Below are 18,412 nucleotides of genomic sequence, written 5' to 3' on the forward strand. Positions count from 1 at the left end.
GCCGAAACGAAAAAGGGCGCGGAGGCTGACCTCCGCGCCCTTTGTCTTGTCTGACGACCGGCTCAGTGCGAGGCGGTCGAGGTCACTTCGGTCCGCGCCTTGGTGCGGATGCAACCGATGGCGAAGATCGTCAGGCCGACGTAGCCCAGCATCGGCACGATGAAGGCGGGCTGAAGCTTGCCGGCCGCATCGGCGATATGCGCCGCGACCTGGGGCAGCAGGGCGCCGCCGATGATGCCGAACACCAGCAGGCCCGACGTCGCCGACGTCGGAGCGGTCGAGCGTTCCAGGGTCAGGGTGAAGATGGTCGGGAACATGATCGAGTTGAACAGGCCGATCGACAGGACGGCATATGCTGCCGTCGGGCCGCCGATCTGGCTGACGGTCAGGCACAGGACGGCCGCCGCGACGGTGCAGAAGGCCAGGACGACGCCGGGGCGCACCTTGGTCAGGACGAGCGAGCCGATGAAGCGGCCGACCATTGCGCCGCCCCAGTACAAGGCGACCATCTTGCCCGCCGTCTCGATGGGGGCGTTTAGGATGTCGGGGCTTTCCAGGAAGTTGGTCAGCATGCCGCCGATGGCGACTTCGGAACCGACGTAGAGGAAGATGGCCAGGGCGCCGAACACGGCCCACGGCGACGACAGCGCCTTCAGCGGCGAGACCGCGTTGTGAAACTCCGGCGCCGCCGCATTGATCTTCTTGCGCGCGGTGAAGATGAAGACGGCGATCAAGGCGAAGAAGGCGCCCATGCCCAGGAAGGCCATGTCGATGCTACGCAGCGACTGGGTGCGGGTCGCGGCGGTCACCACAGCGCCAGCGGCGAAGACGCCGCCCGTCAGCAGGACGTGCGAGCCCAGCCAGGGACCGACAGTCGTGCCTAGCGAGTTGAAGGCCTGCGACAGGTTCAGTCGGCTGGAGGCGCCCTTGGGGCTGCCCAGTTCGGCGACCAGCGGGTTGGCCGCGACCTGCAACAGGGTCACGCCCGAGGCGATGACGAACAGTGCGATCAGGACACCGGGATACCAGTCGGCGGCGGTGGCGGCCGGCACGATCAGGCAGCCTGCGACCATGACGATCAGGGCGCCGATGATCGAGCGGCTGTAGCCCAGCTTGCTGAGCACCGAGGCGGCCGGGAGGGACATCAGCCCGTAGGCGATGAACCAGGCGAAGGTCGTCAGGAAGGCCTCGGCGTTGTTCAGATCGAACACCCGCTTCACCGCCGCGATCAGCGGATCGATCAGCGAGGTGGCGAAGCCCCAGGCGAAGAACAGCGTGGTGACATAGGCGAAGGCCAGGCCTGCACCCTGGCGTTTTCCGGCGTCCGGAACGGTCATGAATGATCCCCCAGTAAAATCGAACGGCCGCGCTGTGGTCGCGCGGTTCTCATCCTGCTTGGTTCGGACATCGCGAAAGGCGCGTCCAGCCGAAAAGCGCCCTCTGTAACGAAACTTTTCCCTCGCCCTGTGGTGCAGGCAAAGAAAAGGGCCGCCTCGCGAACGCGGCGGCCCAAGTTTGCTCAGAAGAGAAGGGAAATCAGAACTTGTAGTTCAGCCCGACCGCGAAGGTGCGGCCGTAGTGCTGATAGTCGATGGTCCGGCGCTCATCGCCGTTCTCGAAGGTCTTGAACGGCTCGTCGGTCAGGTTGTTGACCTGAGCCAGAACCGACAGGCCTTCCAGCGGACCGGACTGGAACTCATAGCCGACCTGGGCGTCGACAACCGTTTCAGCGGCCACCGAACGCAGGGTGCGGCCGTTGCCGAAGCCGGCGACCTCGCCCAGGTAATCCGAGCGATAGCGGGCCGAAATCCGCGACTGGAAGCCATAGCGCTCGTAGTAGAGCGAGCCGTTGATCACGTTTTCCGACAGACCCGGCAGAGCGGTCGGGGCCTGGGTCGGATCGGGCTGGACTTCGCTGTCCGTGGTCGAAGCGCTGAACTGGGCGCCGAAACCTTCCAGGGCCGGATGGAAGATGTCGAACGGCGCCGAGATCGAAAGCTCGAGACCCTTGATCCAGCCGCCTTCGCCGTTGTCAGGCGCGCCGACCAGGCCTTGGCGCAACGCCGGCTCGGGGTTTGTCGGCGAAATTACGCCGATCGGATAGCCGGTGAAGTCGAAAATCTGATTGCGATTAAAGACGTAGCTTTCCAGGTTCTTGTAGAAAGCCGCCAACGAGATGTAGCCCTTGCGGTTGGCGAAATACTTCTCGAACGACACGTCGATCACGTCGGCGATATACGGCCGCAGTTCCGGGTTGCCGCCGCCGCCGCCCCAGGGGGAACGGTTGATGTCGGTCGATTGGGCCAAGCTGGGGTTATAGCTGTAGTTTCGCGAGGCGCGCATATCGTCCATGCGCGGACGGGCCAGGGTGCGCGAAACCGCCAGACGCGCGAACATGTCCTCGCCGGTTTCCAGGATGAAGTTCGCGCTAGGCAAAATCTCCAGATACTCGTCGCCGCCCGTCACCGCGATGGTCTCGGAGACGCCCGGTCCGACCTGCCGCGCCGAGAAGCCGCTGGAGCTTTGGTCGGTATAGACGAACTGCATGCCGACGTTGCCGGTCAGGGCTCGGCCGAACAGGTTGTGATCGATGTTGGCGCGGACGTAGGCGGTCGAGACCTTTTCCGTCACTTCCCAGTTGCCTGCGGTGACGTCGGCGTTCGGGTTGCGGACGCGGTTCAGCGCGCCGCTGTTGACCAGGCCGAGAGCGTCGTAGCTCAGCACGGCGCTGATGCCGAGATAGCCGAGGTCGGTCGGGTCCAGCAGGAAGGCCGAAGGCACGGTCAAATCGCCGCCGCCGGGGACGCCGAGATAGAACTGATCGTTGACGAAGCTCTTCTGACGCTCGGTATAGTTGGCGCCGAAGTCGATCGACTTGAACGGGCTCTGGTGCAGTTGGCGCGTCACGGAGAAGCGAGCCGCCTTGATCTCGTCCTCGATGGAGGGCGTGTTCATATAGCCGGCCTGACCGCCCGGAATGACGTCGCCGCCCCAGCCTTGCGGGCTGGTGATACGGATCAGGTTGGGATCGGCGTAGTTCAGACGGCTGGTGAAGCGGGTCACGCCGTCGTCGGTCAGTTCAAAGCCCAGAGTGTCCAACGCGCCGTTAACGTTGCGGCCGGTGCCGGCGTTGGTTTCCAGGATGATGTCGTTACGCTCGACCTTCGAATAGCTGAGGTCCAGGTTCGCCGACCAGTCGTCGCTGAGTGTGAACTCGGTGTTCCAGCCCAACGCGGTGATGTTGCTGTCGCGCTTGTTCAGGTCGTTGCGAACCACGCCCTTGATGTTGTCCCAGGTGCCGGCGACGATGAGGCCGTCCTGCACGGTGTAGCCAGGGCGCAGCGCGGGGCCGGGACGGCAGACCGCCGACGGGACGTTCACGGTGCAGTCACCCGAGGAACCACCCCACGCCAGCGGGAATTCGATGCCGCGCAGAACCTGGGTGTTCTTGAACTCGGAATAGAAGGCGTCGATCGTGGAGTGGATACGATCGTTCGGGCGCCATTCCAGCACGCCCATATAGCCGTCGCGCTCCAGCTCCGACGACATCACATAGGGCTTCACGCCGCCGGTCAGCAGATTGCCGTCCGTGTAGTTGGGATAGCCCCAGGCGTTGAAGCGCTCGGACTGATAGGGCGAGTTCATGTGGGCGTAGCCCAGGGCCACGCCCAGCGTGCCGTCCAGGAACTGGTCGATGTAGGAGATGGTGTAGCGGTCGCCGTTATCGGTCGTGCCCGAGTTCAGGGCGCCCAGCTCGTTCCACTCATGACGATAGTTCAGAGCGATGGCCTGACGGCCGTAGGCCAGCGGGCGAACGGTGCGCAGGTCGACGGTGCCGCCCAGACCCTGACCAATTAGGGCCGCGTCCGGGGTCTTGTAGACGACAACGCTGTTCAGCAGTTCGGCGGGGAACTGGTCGAACTCGACGCCGCGGTTGTCGCCGGTGGTGACCAGTTCGCGCCCGTTCAACAGGGCGGTGGTGAAGTCAGGCCCCAGGCCACGGATAGAGATCGCCTGGCTGCGGCCGTCGAGGCGCTGCATGGTCACGCCCGGCAGGCGCGCCAGGGATTCGGCGATCGAGACGTCCGGCAGCTTGCCGATGTCTTCAGCCGAGATGACTTCGACGATCGAGGTATTGTTGGCCTTGGCCGAGATCGCGGCCTCGATCGAACGACGAATGCCGGTGACGACGATTTCGCCGACTTCAGTGGCCTGGTCGTCGGCCTGCGCCGTCGTGGCGGGCGCGGTTTGTGCGTGGGCCGAACCGACCGCCATCAGGGCGGCTGCGCCGAAGGCGACGCCGGATAGCAGGCGCGCGCGCCGGTTGAGACGTTGGAACATGGTCATCCTCCCTGGGGCTGACCGCGATTCTGAACGTCGCGATCTGAAGCCGTCGCAAAAATATGCAAATCTTCGGGAATGTTGCAAGCAGTTAATGCGGGCGTCTGATTTCCGTCGCACTTCGCGCCCGTTGATAGCCCGCAAAGGCGCGGGAATGTGCGGTTTCGCTCTATTCCCATGGCGCATCGCAGCATTTCAGCGACGCGTTGACAGCCCCGCCCATTGCTGCAAAATCTTGCAAATCGATCTGGAAGGCTTTGCACTTTCCAGACGCAAGGGAGTGAGCGTCATGGCGAGGGGAACCCCCAGAAGGGCCGGACTGCACGCAGCGATGGCGGCGGCGGTTCTGCTGAGCGGCTTTGCAACGCCGACGACGGCGCAGAACCGCCAGGCCGAAGACGCCCTGTCAGCCCTGCGTCAACGGCTGCCTCAGGACGAGGTCATCTATTTCCTGCTGCCGGATCGCTTCGCCAATGGCGATGCATCGAACGACCACGGCGGTTACGCCGCCGACCGGCTGAAAAGCGGGTTCGATCCGGCCGATACCGATTTCTATCACGGCGGCGACTTGGCCGGCGTGACCCAACGGCTCGACTATATCCAGGGGCTGGGCGCGACGGCGGTCTGGTTGGCGCCGGCGTTCAAGAACAAGCCCGTGCAGAGCCATGGCGGCTATACCGGCGCGGCGCACCACGGCTACTGGATCACCGACTTCACTGCCGTCGATCCGCACTTCGGCGACGAGGCTGCGATGCGCGCCTTGGTCGAGGCGGCCCACGCGCGCGGCATGAAGGTCTATCTGGACATCGTCGCCAACCACACCGCCGACGTCATCCAGTATCGCGAATGCCCGGAGGGTCGCTGCGCCTATCGCAGCCGCGCCGACTATCCCTACACCCGTCGCGGCGGCGTCGACGGTGCGCCGATCAATGAGGGCTTCGACGGTCGGGACTTTTCGCGCCTGACCCGGCCTGACTACGCCTACACGCCCTATGTCCCGGCGGGCGAGGAGAACGCCAAGGTTCCGGCCTGGCTGAACGACCCGATCCACTATCATAACCGGGGCGAGAGCACCTTCACCGGCGAAAGCAGCTTGGACGGGGACTTCGCCGGGCTGGACGACCTGCTGACCGAGGACCCGGTGGTCATGCAGGGGATGATCGACATCTTCGGCGGCTGGATCGACAAATACGGGATCGACGGCTTCCGCATAGACACCGCCCGTCATGTGAACCCGGGCTTCTGGCAGGCCTTCATCCCCGCCATGATCGCCCGCGCCGAGGCCAAGGGCATCCCGAACTTCCACATCTTCGGCGAGGTCTACGATCCCGATCCGGCGGTGACGGCGCGGTTCACGCGGGTCGACAGCTATCCGGCGGTACTGGACTTCCCGTTCCAGAAGCAGGCGACCGATGTGGCGGCCGGCAAGGTCGGGACCGACGCCCTGGCCAAGCTGTTCGACGCCGACACGATCTATGACAAGGGCGCTGAAACCGCCGCCATCCTGCCGACCTTCCTGGGCAACCATGACATGGGCCGGGTCGGCTTTTTCGTGAAACAGGCCAATCCGAACGCCGACGACGCGGAGGTGCTGGCGCGCATCAAACTGGCCCATGCCTTGATGATGTTCAGCCGGGGCGTGCCGACACTCTATTACGGGGATGAACAGGGGTTCGCGGGCGCGGGCGGATACGGAAACTCGCGCCAAGACATGTGGCCCAGCCGGACGCCGGTCTATGCGAACGAAACCCCCATCGGCGGTCGCCAGCCGGCCTATTCCACCGACGCGCCTCTGTATCGGGCCATTGCCGAAATGACCCGCATCCGCGCCGAAGAGCCGGCCCTGCGACGCGGCCGTCAGGTCGTGCGCGCCTATGGCGACAAGCCCGGTCTGTTCGCCCTGTCGCGCATCGGCGAGGACGGATCGGAGGTCCTGGCCTTGTTCAACACCTCCACTGCGCCCGTCGCCGCTCAAGTCGAGGTGGAGCCCGGCTCGCTGCGGTGGCAAGCTCTGCGCGGCGATTGCGCACCCGAATCCTCCGCGCCCGCCAGCGTCGCCGTTCGCGTGCCCCCCCTCGATTACCTCGTCTGCAAGAGCGTGCCGTGACTGCCCTGCCCCTCGATCTTTCCACGGCTGACGCCGCCCCCGCATTGGCGCACGATTGGTGGCGTGGCGCGGTGCTGTATCAGATCTATCCGCGCAGCTTCGCCGACTCCAACGACGACGGCGTCGGCGATCTGAAGGGCATCACCCAGCACCTCGACCATGTCGCCTCTCTAGGCGTGGATGGCATCTGGCTGTCGCCCTTCTTCACGTCGCCGATGAAGGACTTCGGCTATGACGTGTCGGACTATTGCGACGTCGATCCGATCTTCGGCACATTGGCCGACTTCGACGCCCTGATCGCGCGCGCCCATGCCCTGGGGCTGAAGGTCGTCATCGATCAGGTCTTCTCCCACACCTCGGACGAACATCCCTGGTTCACTGACAGCCGCGCCAGCCGAAACGGCGACCACGCCGACTGGTATGTCTGGGCCGACGCCAAGCCGGACGGCTCGCCGCCCTCGAACTGGCAGTCGGTGTTCGGCGGCCCGGCCTGGACGTGGGACGCGCGTCGCGGCCAGTACTACATGCACAACTTCCTGGCCTCACAGCCTCAGCTGAACGTCAGGAACCCGGCGGTTCAGGACGCCCTGATCGCGGCGGCGCGGTTCTGGCTGGATCGGGGAGTGGACGGCTTCCGCCTGGATGCGATCAACTTCGCCATCCACGATCCGTCCCTGCGCGACAATCCGCCGATCCAGGACGGCAGGAAGCGCACGCGGCCGTTCGACTTCCAGGACAAGATCTATAACCAGTCCCACCCGGACATCATCGGCTTCCTGAACCGCATCCGCGCGCTGACCGACAGCTATGAAGGCCGGTTCACGGTGGCGGAGGTCGGCGGCGATCACGCCGACCGCGAAATGAAGGAGTTCACCGCCGGGAACGACCGGCTGCATTCGGCCTATGGCTTCCTCTACCTCTACGCCGACACGCTGAAGGGCGAACTGATCGGCATCGGCGATGGGATGTGGCCGGATCAGCAGGGCGAGGGTTGGCCGTCCTGGACCTTCTCCAACCACGATGCGCCGCGCGCGGTGTCACGTTGGGCCCAGGGCCGGGACGAGAAGGCCTTCTCGGAAATGGCCCTGCTGCTGCTGATGTGCCTGCGCGGCAATGTGTTCGTCTATCAGGGCGAAGAGTTGGGTCTGCCTCAGGCCGAGGTGCCGTTCGAGCGGCTGGTCGATCCCGAGGCCATCGCCAACTGGCCTGAGACTTTGGGCCGCGACGGCGCCCGCACGCCGATCCCCTGGGTGGCCTCGGCGCCCAACGCCGGCTTCTCGACGGTGGAGCCCTGGCTGCCGGTCGATCCGCGTCATCTGGCGCTGGCCGTGGACGCGCAGGAGGCGGACCCGACATCGATCCTGCACGCCGCGCGCCGCATCATCGCCCTGCGTCAGGCCCATCCGGCGCTGCGGATCGGCGGACTGGAGATCGAGAGCGCGGGCGACCTGGTGGTCTTCCGCCGGTTCGAACGGGCCGAGGGCGGCGAGCGTCTGCTGTGCGCGTTCAACCTGGGCTTCGAGGCCTTTGACTGGTCCGCGCCTACCGGCGCGCGCCGGATCGCGGCGGTCAACTGGACCGAGGCAGACGGATCGACGCTGAGGCCGCTGGCCGGCCTGATCTTCGCCGACGCCGGATGACGGGGTCAGCCGCCGCAGGTCTCGCGAACGATCAACTCGGTCGGAACGCGCTCGGAACGGCCTGCTGCGGCGCCGCCGTGATCCAGCAGTTTGGACACCATCAACCGGCCGGCCTTCATGGTGTCCTGGGCGATGGTGCTGAGCGCCGGGCGCGAGTAGCGGCTGAACGGCACATTGTCGAAACCGATGACCGAGACCTGGCCCGGCACCTCGACGCCGGCGTGCAACAGGGCACGCACGGCGCCCAGGGCGATCTGGTCAGACGCAGCCACGACGCCATCGAAATCCAGCCCACGTCGGATCAGGGCGTCCACGGCGGCCTCTGCGGATTCGACCTCGAAATGCGCAGGCACGATCAAGTCGGCGTCCACGTCCAACGCGCTCTGGCTCAAGGCGTCCAGATAGCCGCGATGCCGCTGCATGGCCTCGGGCGGATCCAGGTCGCCCAGGAAGACGACGCGCTTTCGCCCCAGCCGCGCCAGATGAAGCGTCGCGCGGCGCCCGCCGGAGATGTTGTCCGAGCCGATGGAGCAGTAGTCCTGGTCGGGCAGTTCTGCGCCCCAGACGACGAAACGATGGTCGGCGTCGACCAGACGGTTGAAGGCCGAATGCAGGCTGGATTGACCCAAGAAGATCACGCCGTCCGCCCGGCTGGTGTTCAGCGCCGCCGACAGCTCGTCATAGTTGGCGGGCGAAATATGGCTCATCAGCAGGTCGCAGCCGCGTTCGCGCGCCGCCTCGCCCACCCCGGCCAGAAGCTCCAGGAAGAAGGGGTCGCTGAGGCGCCCTTCGCGCCCCTGCGGGCGCGGCACCACCAGGGCGATGGTGCCCTGGGCGCCGATCGGACCGGCGGGCATGTGGCGGCGGAACGGGTAGTCGTGTTCCTTGGCCAGCTTCCAGATCGTCTGTTTGGTCCGGTCGTTGACGGCGGGGCTGTCGTTCAGGGCGCGCGAGGCGGTGGCGATGGACACGCCAGCCAGGCGGGCGATGTCTTCCAGACGGGTTGTCTTGCGGCTCAAGGTCGCGGGTCCTCACAGCAGCATGGTGAAGCTGCAAAATTTTCTGCAAATATTTCAGCCACCGTTCGCGGCGGTTGGCAAGAGGCGGCGTAACGGAGTTCCCATGATGCAGCGCAGATCCTTCCTGGCCCTTGGCGGCGTATCGATCCTGGCTCTGGGGGCGACGGGCGTGCGCGCCCAGACCGCGCCGAACCATGCCCGGGCGTCCTCGCCCGGCGGCGTGCTGACCGTCGAGGCCTTCACCGACAATGACGGGCGGCCGATGTATTCGGTGCTGCGTCAGGGCCGGGTCGTCGTGGCGCCGTCCAAGCTAGGCTTCCTCTTGACCGACGCCCCGGCCATCGAGCGCGGCCTGACCCTGACCGCAGGCCAGCCGATCGCGGTCGACGACACCTGGGAGCAGCCTTGGGGCGAGCGGCAGTTCATCCGCAACCACTACAACGAATGGCGCGTCGCCTATGCCGAGACCGGCGGTCTGCAACGCCGCGTCGACGTGGTCTTCCGCCTGTACGACGACGGTCTGGGCTTCCGGTATGAGTTCCCGCAGCAGGCCGGCCTGACCACCGTCCGCATCGGTTCGGAGATCACCGAGTTCAACCTGGCCGAAAACGGCGAGGCCCTGTGGTGCCCGGCCTGGGAATGGAACCGAGAGGAATATCTCTACAGCCGCACGCCGATCGATGCGGTCGGCAGCGCCCAGACGCCGATGACGGTTCGGGGCCAGTCGGGCTTGCATGTCTCCATCCACGAGGCGGCCTGCATCGACTATGCGGGGATGAACCTGCGCCGGTCGGAGGAAACGAAGTTCCGCGCTCAGCTGACGCCGGGCTTGACCAATGCGGCGGTAGTGCGCGAGGCGCCGTTCAACACGCCCTGGCGGACCCTGCAAATCTCCGACAGCGCCGCGGGCCTGCTGGATTCCAGCCTGATCCTGAACCTGAACGAGCCCAACACGCTGGGCGATGTCAGCTGGTTCAAGCCGATGAAATACGTCGGCGTCTGGTGGGAGATGCACCTGGACCTGAAGACCTGGAACTCCGGGCCCAAACACGGCGCGACGACCGAGAATGCGATCAAACACATCGACTTCGCCGCCAAACACGGCCTGGGTGGCGTTCTGGTCGAAGGCTGGAACAAGGGCTGGGACGGCCAGTGGTTCGCCAACGGCGCGGACTTCAGCTTCACCGAGGCCTATCCCGATTTCGACATTGAGGCCGTCTGCGCCCACGCGCGGTCAAAGGGCGTGCAGCTGATCGGCCACCACGAGACCGGCGGCAACGCCTTCCACTATGAGCAGCAGCTCGAGCCGGCCATGGCGCTTTATGAGCGCCTCGGCGTCCATTCAGTAAAGACCGGCTATGTCGCTGATGCGCAAGGCGCACGCGTCGCCGGGCCGGACGGACAGATGGTCATGGCCTGGCACGAAAGCCAGGCGATGGCGCAGCACCACATGCGCGTGGTCGAGGCCGGCTATCGCCACAAGGTCGCCGTCAACGCTCACGAGCCGTTCAAGGACACCGGCCTTCGCCGCACCTATCCAAACATCATCAGCCGCGAGGGTCAGCGCGGCATGGAATATTCGGCCTGGGGCAATCCCGGCAATCCGCCCGAGCATGAGCCGAACCTGGTCTTCACCCGCCTCTTGGCCGGGCCGATGGACTATACGCCTGGCATCTTCGGCATGGAGACACGCAGCCCCGGCGGCGTGCAGACGACCTGGGCCAAGCAGTTGGCGCTCTATGTCGTGATCTACAGCCCGATCCAGATGGCGGCGGACCTGCTGGTCAACTACGAGGCCAACCCCGGCCCGTTCCAGTTCATCAAGGATGTGCCGGTCGACTGGAGCGAGAGCCGCACCTTGGACGCCGCCATGGGCGACTATATCGTCACGGTTCGCAAGCAGCGCGGCACGGATGTCTGGGCCCTGGGCGCCGTCACCGACGAGCATCCGCGCGTGCTGAAGGCCCCGCTCGACTTCCTGGACGCCGGCCGTCGATATCGGGCCGAAATCTACCGCGACGGGCCGGACGCCGACTATCGCGGCAAGCGTGAGGACATCGTCATCGAGCAGCGCGAGGTGACGTCGTCTGACACCCTGACCCTGGCGCTGGCCCCCGGCGGCGGTCAGGCGATCCGGTTCGTGCCGGTCGGCCGGGCGCGACGCGGATGACTCTTCTCTCGCACCGCCCGCGCCTGTCCGGCCTGGCGATCTGGAACATGTGCGTCGGCTTCTTCGGCATCCAGATCGGCTTCGGCCTGCAGAACGCCAACACCAGCCGGATCTTCCAGACGCTGGGGGCCGAGGTCGACAGCCTGGCGATCCTGTGGATCGCCGCGCCGCTGACGGGCTTGCTGGTCCAGCCGATCATCGGCCATTTCAGCGACAAGACTTGGACCCGCTTCGGCCGGCGGCGGCCCTATTTCCTGGTCGGGGCCATCGCCACCACCCTGGCCCTGATCGCCATGCCCAACAGCCCCAGCCTGTGGTTCGCCGCGGCCATGCTGTGGATCATGGACGCCTCGATCAACATCACCATGGAGCCGTTCCGCGCCTTTGTCGGCGATAACCTTCCGGAGGAGCAGCGCACTGCAGGCTATGCGATGCAGAGCTTCTTCATCGGCGCCGGCGCGGTCTTCGCCTCGGTCCTGCCGTGGCTGTTATCCAACGTCTTCGACATCGCCTCGACCGCCGAGGCGGGCGTGGTGCCCCTGTCGGTCAAGATCGCCTTCTACGTCGGCGCCGCCGGCCTGTTCTCGGCCGTGCTGTGGACAGTGCTGTCGACCAAGGAGTACAGCCCCGAACAGATCGCGGCCTTCGAACGCGCTCGAGACGACGCGCCGACCGCGCCCGTCGAGGCCGAAGCGCCGGCCCGCAGCGTGCAGGGCTGGATGACTTCGGGCCTGGTCTGCGCCGTGCTCGGCGGGCTGGGTTTCGTGCTGATCGGCGCGCTCGATCTGGAGAAGGAGCTGCTGATCCTTGCGGGCTTCTTCGCCGGGTTCGGCCTGCTGCAGATCGCCGTGGGCATGATGCAACGTCGCCGCATCACCAACGCCGCGACCGAAATCCTGAACGACATCTTCCGCATGCCCGAGACGATGCGCGGCCTGGCCGTGGTTCAGTTCTTCAGCTGGTTCGCCCTGTTCGCCATGTGGATCTACACCACCGCGGCCGTGACCCGCGTCCATTACGGAGCCACCGACACCACCTTGGCCGCCTACGCTACGGGCGCGGACTGGGTGGGGGTTCTGTTCGGGGTCTATAACGGCGTGGCGGCCCTGGCGGCCTTCACCCTGCCGGTCATCGCCAAACGGATCGGACGCAAGGCGACCCATGCGCTGATGCTGATGCTGGGTGCGGCCGGTCTGTTCGGCGTCTTCGCCATCCGCGAGCCGGGCCTCTTGTGGCTGCCGATGATCGGCGTCGGCTTCGCCTGGGCGTCGATCGTCTCCATGCCCTACGCCATCCTGTCGGCAGCGGTGCCGGACCGAAAAATGGGCGTCTATATGGGCGTCTTCAACATCTTCATCGTCGTGCCCCAGCTGCTGGCCGCCACGGTTCTGGGCCTGATCCTGAAGACCCTGTTCAATGGTCAGGCGATCTGGGCCCTGGTCCTCGGCGCCGTCTCCTTCGTCCTGGCCGCCGCCAGCGCGCTAATGGTCAAGGAGCATCGCGGATGAACCGTCGAGGTCTTCTGGCCCTCATGGCCGCCCTGCCCTTCGCCGGCGCGGCGCGTGCTGAGGGCACCCTCGCGGACGGGCGGTTGGTGCTGCATGAGGCGGTCGCGTCGGCCCACGTGAAGGCGCGCAACGTCTCGGTCTGGCTGCCGCCCGGCTACGAGGCGTCCGACGCCGCCTGGCCTGTTCTCTACATGCATGACGGCCAGAACCTGTTCGATCCGGCCACGGCCAACTTTGGCGAATGGGGCGTCGACGAACATCTGACGCGGCTGATCGCAAGCGGCCAGGTGCGGGCTCCAATCGTCGTGGGGATCTGGAACACCGACCTGCGGCTGAGGGAATATGTCCCCGCCGACCTGATCGCCGCCCTACCCGCCGACATGCGCGACGAGGTCCAGGCCATCTACGGCGGCCCGTCCTTGTCCGACGCCTATTTGCGGTTCCTGGTCGAGGAACTGAAGCCCTTCATCGACGGCGCCTACCGCACCCTGAGCGGACCGCAGGACACGATGATCGCCGGCTCCAGCATGGGCGGCCTGATTTCGATGTATGCAGTGATGAAACGGCCGCAGGTCTTTTCGGCCGCCGCCTGTCTGTCCACCCATTGGCCGCTGAAGGTCGAAGGGCTTGAACCCGGCGCGGCGCTGGACGCTTGGCGCGAACGGCTGGTCGCGGCCTGGACCGGCGTGATCGAACGCGGCCTGCCCGAGCCGGGCGACCACCGCTTCTATTTCGACCGGGGCGACGAGACGCTGGATCAATTCTACGCCGTCTTCCAGACCCAGGTGGACCAGACCTTCCGCCGTCGCGGCTATGGCGCCGGCGACTTCCGCAGCCTGGTCTTCCCCGGCGCCCAGCACAACGAGGCGTCCTGGAACCAGCGGCTCGACGTGCCTTTGACTTTCCTTCTTTCCCCCGCCCCCACGCGCAACCCGTGAGGACCACAATGCGTCGTTTCCGTACCTTCTGCCTCGCCGGCGCCGCCGGCCTGGCGCTTGCTTCCGCCGCAAGCGCTCAATCGGGCGGCGCCCCCGGCGCGCCCGGCGCCCCGCCCGTCTGGTCCAGCGCGGCTAAGACCGGCGCCGGCGCCTCATACGAGGCCTACGTCGATGGCCAGTATCGCGACGGCGGCCCGACCGGCGCGGTGTCCAAGGTCTGGTATTCCATCGCCGACGGCGTCCTGACCGAAACCATGTACGGCCTGATCCATGAGGCCCAGATCAAGGCGCTGCGCTTCGCCGGCGTGACCCAGGACGGTCTGGTCGTCGAAGGCGACGACACCACCAGCCGCACCGAATATCTGCACGTCGACGCCCAGGGGCGTCCGCTCTCGCCGGCCTATCGCGTCACGACCCAGGACAAGAACGGCCGCTTCCAGATCGAAAAGCAGATCTTCAGCGATCCCGACCGCAACGCCCTGGTGCTGCGCGTCACCATTACGGCGCTGAAGGGCGATGTGACGCCCTATCTGATGCTGGAGCCGCACATCGCCAACACCGGCGTCGAGGATCGCGGTCAGGTCACACGTGACGGCTTCCACGCCTGGGAAGGCGATACCCACCTGTTCCTGAAGCCTAGCGAGGCTTTCGAAAAGGCCAGCGTCGGCTTCGTCGGCGCCTCGGACGGTCTGACGGATCTGAAGGACGGCAAGCTGGACTGGACCTACGCCTCGACCGGCGATCAGGCCGGCAACACCATGATGACCGGCGCCCTGCCGCGTCTGCGCCAAAGCAGCCGGATCACGCGCGACTTCGTCATCGGCTTCGGCGCCAGCGAAGCTGAGGCGCGCGCAGCTGCGGACGGTTCTTTCGCGACTGGTCTGGACGAGGTGCTGGCCCGCTTCAACGGCGAGGGCGAGCGCGTCGGCTGGGAAGACTATGTCGGCTCCCTGACCGAACTGCCGCGCATCGCCGAACAGGCGACCGACGGGGGCAAGCTGGCCTACGCCTCGGCTCTAATGCTGAAGGTGCAGGAGGATCGCACCCACGCCGGCGCCCTGATCGCGTCACTCTCGAACCCGTGGGGCGATACGGTGGACGCGTCGAAATCCTCGACCGGCTACAAGGCCGTCTGGCCGCGCGACTTCTATCAGGTGGCGATGGCTCTGGCGGCTCTGGGCGACAAGGACACGCCGCTGGCGGCCTTCAACTATCTGCCCCAGGTTCAGGTCGGTCCGAACACGCCCGGCAACACCGGCGTCGGCGGCTGGTTCCTGCAGAAGACGCACGTGGACGGCGAACTGGAGTGGGTCGCGGTCCAGTTGGATCAGACCGCTATGCCGATCATGCTGGGCTATCGCCTGTGGAAGATGGGCTGGCTGTCGGACGCCCAGATGACCGAACACTATCGGTCCATGCTGAAACCGGCGGCCGACTTCCTGGTCGACGGCGGCAAAATTGGGCTGATGTGGAACGACGCGGAGATCAAGCCGCCCTTCACCCAGCAGGAACGCTGGGAAGAGCAGCAGGGCTATTCGCCTTCCAGCACCGCCGCCGTGGTCGCGGGCCTGACGGTCGCCGCCGAAATGGCGCGCGCCTCAGGCGACGCCGCCGGCGCGACGCGCTATCAGATCGCGGCCGACAGCTATGCGTCCAAAATCGAAGAGCGGATGTTCACCACCAACGGCGACTTCGGCGACGGTCGCTACTTCATCCGCATCACCCAGAACGAGAACCCGAACGACAAGGCCCCCATCGGCGCCGCCAATGGCCAGATCGCGCCGGCCGAAGACCGGGTCGTTGACGGCGGCTTCCTGGAACTGGTGCGCTATGGCGTGCGCAAGGCCGACGATCCGCACATCCTGGCCACCCTGCCAGTCTATGACGATCAGTCGCTGGAGCCGCTTTATCGCGTTCGCTACGACTTCGGTCCCGAGGGCGACAAGACGCCGGGCTGGCGCCGTTATGGCGTCGATGGCTATGGCGAGGATCACGTCACGGGCGCCAACTATGGCGTCGGCGGCGAGATGAGCCCCGGTCAGCGCGGCCGGGTCTGGCCCTTCTTCACCGGCGAGCGCGGTCACTATGAGCTGGCTCGCGTCAGCGTGAACGGCGCCCCCTCGGCCGCCGACATCGCCGCCATCCGCCAGACCTATGTGCGCGGCATGGAGCGGTTCGCCAACGGCGGGCTGATGCTGGCCGAACAAGTGTGGGACGGCGTCGGCAACCCGACGGCCAAGGACTACGCTGTGGGTCAGAATACGGACTCGGCGACGCCCCTGGCCTGGACCCACGCGGAATATCTGAAGCTGCTGCGGTCGCTGGCCGACGGCAAGGTCTGGGACAGCTACGATCCGGTCCACGACCGCTACGCCCGCTGATACGAAAACGGCCCCGGAGATCGCTCTCCGGGGCCGTACTCATCTCGGGCTGACGCGGGTCAGAAGGTGAGTTTCACCGCCCCGACGATGCGGTCTTCCGCGCCGGGCACGCCGTCCACATCGGTGTCATGATAGCGGACATCAAGGCCTACCTTGTCGGTCAGGGCATAGCCAACGCCGACGTTCCAGGTGGTGTAGTCGTCGCTGACGTCGAGCCATTGCTTGCCGAGCGCGCCCGACACCGTCCACTTGGGCGCCGGCGAGAAGGCGGCGTTGACCTCGGCATAAGTCGCCTCGTCGTCGATGCCGAAGAAGTCGGGCGAGTAATAGACGGCCGCGCCAAAGGTGGCGGGACCGACCGCGCGCGAGGCCGCAGCCTTGAACTCGGCATAGTTGTAGTCCGCGCCGTTCGGCTCTCCGACATACAGATAGCCGATCGCGCCGAAGTCGAGCGCGAAGCCCCCCGCCTCGGTGCGATAGCCGCCGTAGAGATCGACCTCCGCATCGGTGTCGTCGCCAAAGTCGACGTTGGAGGCCCAGGCGCCTGCATAGAAGCTGCCCGAGGTCAGGTCGACGCCGCCCTGAATGGCGGGATCTTCACCGGTCTGGCTGAAACCGCGGAACACATAGTCGCTGACGACGCCCACGTTCCAGGCGACATCGACGGTGCTCTGGGCCGAGGCCGGCGCGGCGAGGCCGATCAGTCCTGCGGCGAGGGTCGCGACGGCGGCCGCGCGGATGATGGTCTTCTTCATAGTCTATCCCCTTGTTGTCGTTATTCGAGGCCGGGCGCGGGTTTGGGAGCCGAGCCCGATCTCAGCTCAGTGTTCCAGCGCCTCGCCATGCAGCGAGGTGTCCAGACCGGCGGCTTCTTCAGCCTCGCTCACGCGCAGTCCCGTGGTGAACTTGCAGATGAACAGGATGATCAGGGTGCCGACGGCGCTGTAGACGATGGTCCACAACAGGCCCAGCGCCTGGGCGCCGACGTTGGCGCCTTCCGACAGGCTGTTGATCGCGGTCGTGGCGAACACGCCGGTCAGCAGGGCGCCGATCAGGCCGCCCGCGCCGTGGATGCCGAAGGCGTCCAGGCTGTCGTCGTAGCGCAGCAGCTTCTTGATCCACACCGACGAGGCGTAGCAGGCCGGGCCGGCGATCAGGCCGATGATGACCGCGCCCTTGGGATCGACGAAGCCGGCCGCCGGGGTGATGGCGACCAGACCGGCGACGACACCCGACAGCATGCCGATCAGCGAGACCTTCTTCTTCTCAATATATTCGACGATCTTCCAGGTCAGGGCGGCGGCGGCGGCGGCCAGGATGGTGTTCAGCAGCGCCACGCCCATCAGGTCGTTGGCGGCGCCCGCCGAGCCGGCGTTGAAGCCGATCCAGCCGACCAGCAGCAGCGAGGCGCCGATCATGGTCAGGACGGGGTTGTGGGCGGTGATAACCTCTGTGCCGTAACCCTTACGGCGACCCAGGAAGATGGCGCAGACCAGGCCCGCGACGCCCGAGTTGACGTGAACGACGGCGCCGCCCGCGAAGTCCAGCACGCCCGCCGAACCCAGGAAGCCGCCGCCCCAGACCCAGTGGCAGATCGGCGCATAGACCAGCAGCGACCACAGGGCGGTGAACAGCAAGAGCGCCGAGTATTTGAACCGCTCGGCGAAGGCGCCGGTGATCAGCGCCGGGGTGATGATGGCGAAGGTCATCTGGAAGGAGATGAACAGGAACTCGGGAATGCCGGGCAGCAGGGCGTTGGCCGTCTTCAGCGACACGCCGTTCAGGAACAGCATATCCAGACTGCCGATGAAAGGCTGAAGGCCGGCGCTCGCGTTCTTGCCGAAGGCCAGGCTGTAGCCGGCGATGAACCAAACCAGCGACACCACGGCGAAGACGCCGACGGACTGGGTGATGGTGGCGATGACGTTCTTCTTGCGCACCATGCCGCCATAGAACAGCGCTAGACCGGGGAGGGTCATCAGCAGAACCAGGGCGGTCGAGGTGCCGAGCCATGAGGCGCCGGCGCTGTCCAACTCAAGCGCAGCCTGGTGGCCGAGCAAGGCGGGCGCGGCGTCCTGTGCATTGGCCACGCCGGCGACCATGAGACAGAGTGTGGGAAGAAGGAGCGCAGCCGCTCCCGTAAGTCGTTTCGTAATCTGCGACATGAGCTAGTACCCCCTATGCAATCTCGCAGTTGCGAAGATTTTACCGCATTTGCGATACGCGCAAGGGGCTGGACCGTGAACGGCGCAACTTTCTTGCAACGGTCACGAACAAAAAGATCAGGGCCGCACGATCTTTCAATCAT

At 66.0% G+C, this 18,412-nt stretch carries 11 protein-coding genes; 6 read left to right on the forward strand and 5 right to left on the reverse strand.

What is annotated here, in order from left to right:
* Positions 1 to 62: 62 nt before the first annotated feature.
* Positions 63 to 1,337, reverse strand: coding sequence for a sugar MFS transporter (locus ABIB58_RS06010; RefSeq protein WP_045810424.1), 1,275 nt, complete (start codon positions 1,335 to 1,337; stop codon positions 63 to 65).
* Positions 1,338 to 1,536: 199 nt separating this feature from the next.
* Positions 1,537 to 4,341, reverse strand: a complete 2,805-nt coding sequence (locus tag ABIB58_RS06015; protein WP_354039649.1) for a TonB-dependent receptor — start codon at positions 4,339 to 4,341, stop codon at positions 1,537 to 1,539.
* A gap of 289 nt (positions 4,342 to 4,630) precedes the next feature.
* Here ABIB58_RS06015 and ABIB58_RS06020 point away from each other — a divergent pair, with 289 nt between their 5' ends.
* Both ABIB58_RS06020 and ABIB58_RS06025 read left to right on the forward strand, forming a co-directional pair.
* Positions 4,631 to 6,448: an alpha-amylase family glycosyl hydrolase gene (locus ABIB58_RS06020; protein WP_354039651.1), complete on the forward strand. Its 1,818-nt coding sequence runs from the start codon at positions 4,631 to 4,633 to the stop codon at positions 6,446 to 6,448.
* Positions 6,445 to 8,088 carry an alpha-glucosidase gene (locus ABIB58_RS06025; RefSeq protein ID WP_354039653.1) on the forward strand — a complete coding sequence of 548 codons (1,644 nt, stop codon included), beginning with the start codon at positions 6,445 to 6,447 and terminating at the stop codon, positions 8,086 to 8,088. Before ABIB58_RS06020 ends, ABIB58_RS06025 begins: the two co-directional genes overlap by 4 nt.
* 5 nt (positions 8,089 to 8,093) lie before the next feature.
* Here ABIB58_RS06025 and ABIB58_RS06030 read toward each other — a convergent pair whose 3' ends face one another.
* A complete protein-coding gene (locus tag ABIB58_RS06030) occupies positions 8,094 to 9,107 on the reverse strand; it encodes a LacI family DNA-binding transcriptional regulator (RefSeq protein ID WP_354039655.1) in 1,014 nt (337 codons plus the stop codon).
* 103 nt (positions 9,108 to 9,210) lie between these two features.
* Here ABIB58_RS06030 and ABIB58_RS06035 point away from each other — a divergent pair, with 103 nt between their 5' ends.
* From ABIB58_RS06035 to ABIB58_RS06050, 4 genes are read left to right on the forward strand one after another with little or no spacing between them, the layout of a single operon-like run.
* Positions 9,211 to 11,277 carry a glycoside hydrolase family 97 protein gene (locus ABIB58_RS06035; RefSeq protein ID WP_185223729.1) on the forward strand — a complete coding sequence of 689 codons (2,067 nt, stop codon included), beginning with the start codon at positions 9,211 to 9,213 and terminating at the stop codon, positions 11,275 to 11,277.
* Complete coding sequence (locus ABIB58_RS06040) at positions 11,274 to 12,785, forward strand: MFS transporter (protein ID WP_354039658.1); 1,512 nt, start codon at positions 11,274 to 11,276, stop codon at positions 12,783 to 12,785. The genes ABIB58_RS06035 and ABIB58_RS06040 overlap by 4 nt, the downstream gene beginning before the upstream one ends.
* Positions 12,782 to 13,723, forward strand: coding sequence for an alpha/beta hydrolase (locus tag ABIB58_RS06045; protein ID WP_354039660.1), 942 nt, complete (start codon positions 12,782 to 12,784; stop codon positions 13,721 to 13,723). The genes ABIB58_RS06040 and ABIB58_RS06045 overlap by 4 nt, the downstream gene beginning before the upstream one ends.
* A gap of 8 nt (positions 13,724 to 13,731) precedes the next feature.
* Positions 13,732 to 16,104 (forward strand): glucan 1,4-alpha-glucosidase, encoded by a 2,373-nt coding sequence (locus ABIB58_RS06050; protein ID WP_354039662.1) that lies wholly within the window; start codon positions 13,732 to 13,734, stop codon positions 16,102 to 16,104.
* A 59-nt stretch (positions 16,105 to 16,163) separates the two neighbouring features.
* On the opposite strand, the gene ABIB58_RS06055 is transcribed toward ABIB58_RS06050, so the two are convergent.
* A complete protein-coding gene (locus tag ABIB58_RS06055; RefSeq protein WP_045810432.1) occupies positions 16,164 to 16,859 on the reverse strand; it encodes a TorF family putative porin in 696 nt (231 codons plus the stop codon).
* Between the two features lie 66 nt (positions 16,860 to 16,925).
* Positions 16,926 to 18,269, reverse strand: a complete 1,344-nt coding sequence (locus tag ABIB58_RS06060; protein WP_185223725.1) for an ammonium transporter — start codon at positions 18,267 to 18,269, stop codon at positions 16,926 to 16,928.
* Positions 18,270 to 18,412 lie beyond the last annotated feature (143 nt).

This window comes from Brevundimonas sp. UYEF29 (genome assembly GCF_040546195.1).
GTDB lineage: Bacteria > Pseudomonadota > Alphaproteobacteria > Caulobacterales > Caulobacteraceae > Brevundimonas > Brevundimonas huaxiensis.

Coding starts and splice junctions, on each gene's coding strand:
- ABIB58_RS06010 (WP_045810424.1), bottom strand. CDS start 1,337: ATGACCGTTCCGGACGCCGGAAAACGCCAGGGTGCAGGCCTGGCCTTC.
- ABIB58_RS06015 (WP_354039649.1), bottom strand. CDS start 4,341: ATGTTCCAACGTCTCAACCGGCGCGCGCGCCTGCTATCCGGCGTCGCC.
- ABIB58_RS06020 (WP_354039651.1), top strand. CDS start 4,631: ATGGCGAGGGGAACCCCCAGAAGGGCCGGACTGCACGCAGCGATGGCG.
- ABIB58_RS06035 (WP_185223729.1), top strand. CDS start 9,211: ATGATGCAGCGCAGATCCTTCCTGGCCCTTGGCGGCGTATCGATCCTG.
- ABIB58_RS06040 (WP_354039658.1), top strand. CDS start 11,274: ATGACTCTTCTCTCGCACCGCCCGCGCCTGTCCGGCCTGGCGATCTGG.
- ABIB58_RS06045 (WP_354039660.1), top strand. CDS start 12,782: ATGAACCGTCGAGGTCTTCTGGCCCTCATGGCCGCCCTGCCCTTCGCC.
- ABIB58_RS06050 (WP_354039662.1), top strand. CDS start 13,732: ATGCGTCGTTTCCGTACCTTCTGCCTCGCCGGCGCCGCCGGCCTGGCG.
- ABIB58_RS06055 (WP_045810432.1), bottom strand. CDS start 16,859: ATGAAGAAGACCATCATCCGCGCGGCCGCCGTCGCGACCCTCGCCGCA.
- ABIB58_RS06060 (WP_185223725.1), bottom strand. CDS start 18,269: ATGTCGCAGATTACGAAACGACTTACGGGAGCGGCTGCGCTCCTTCTT.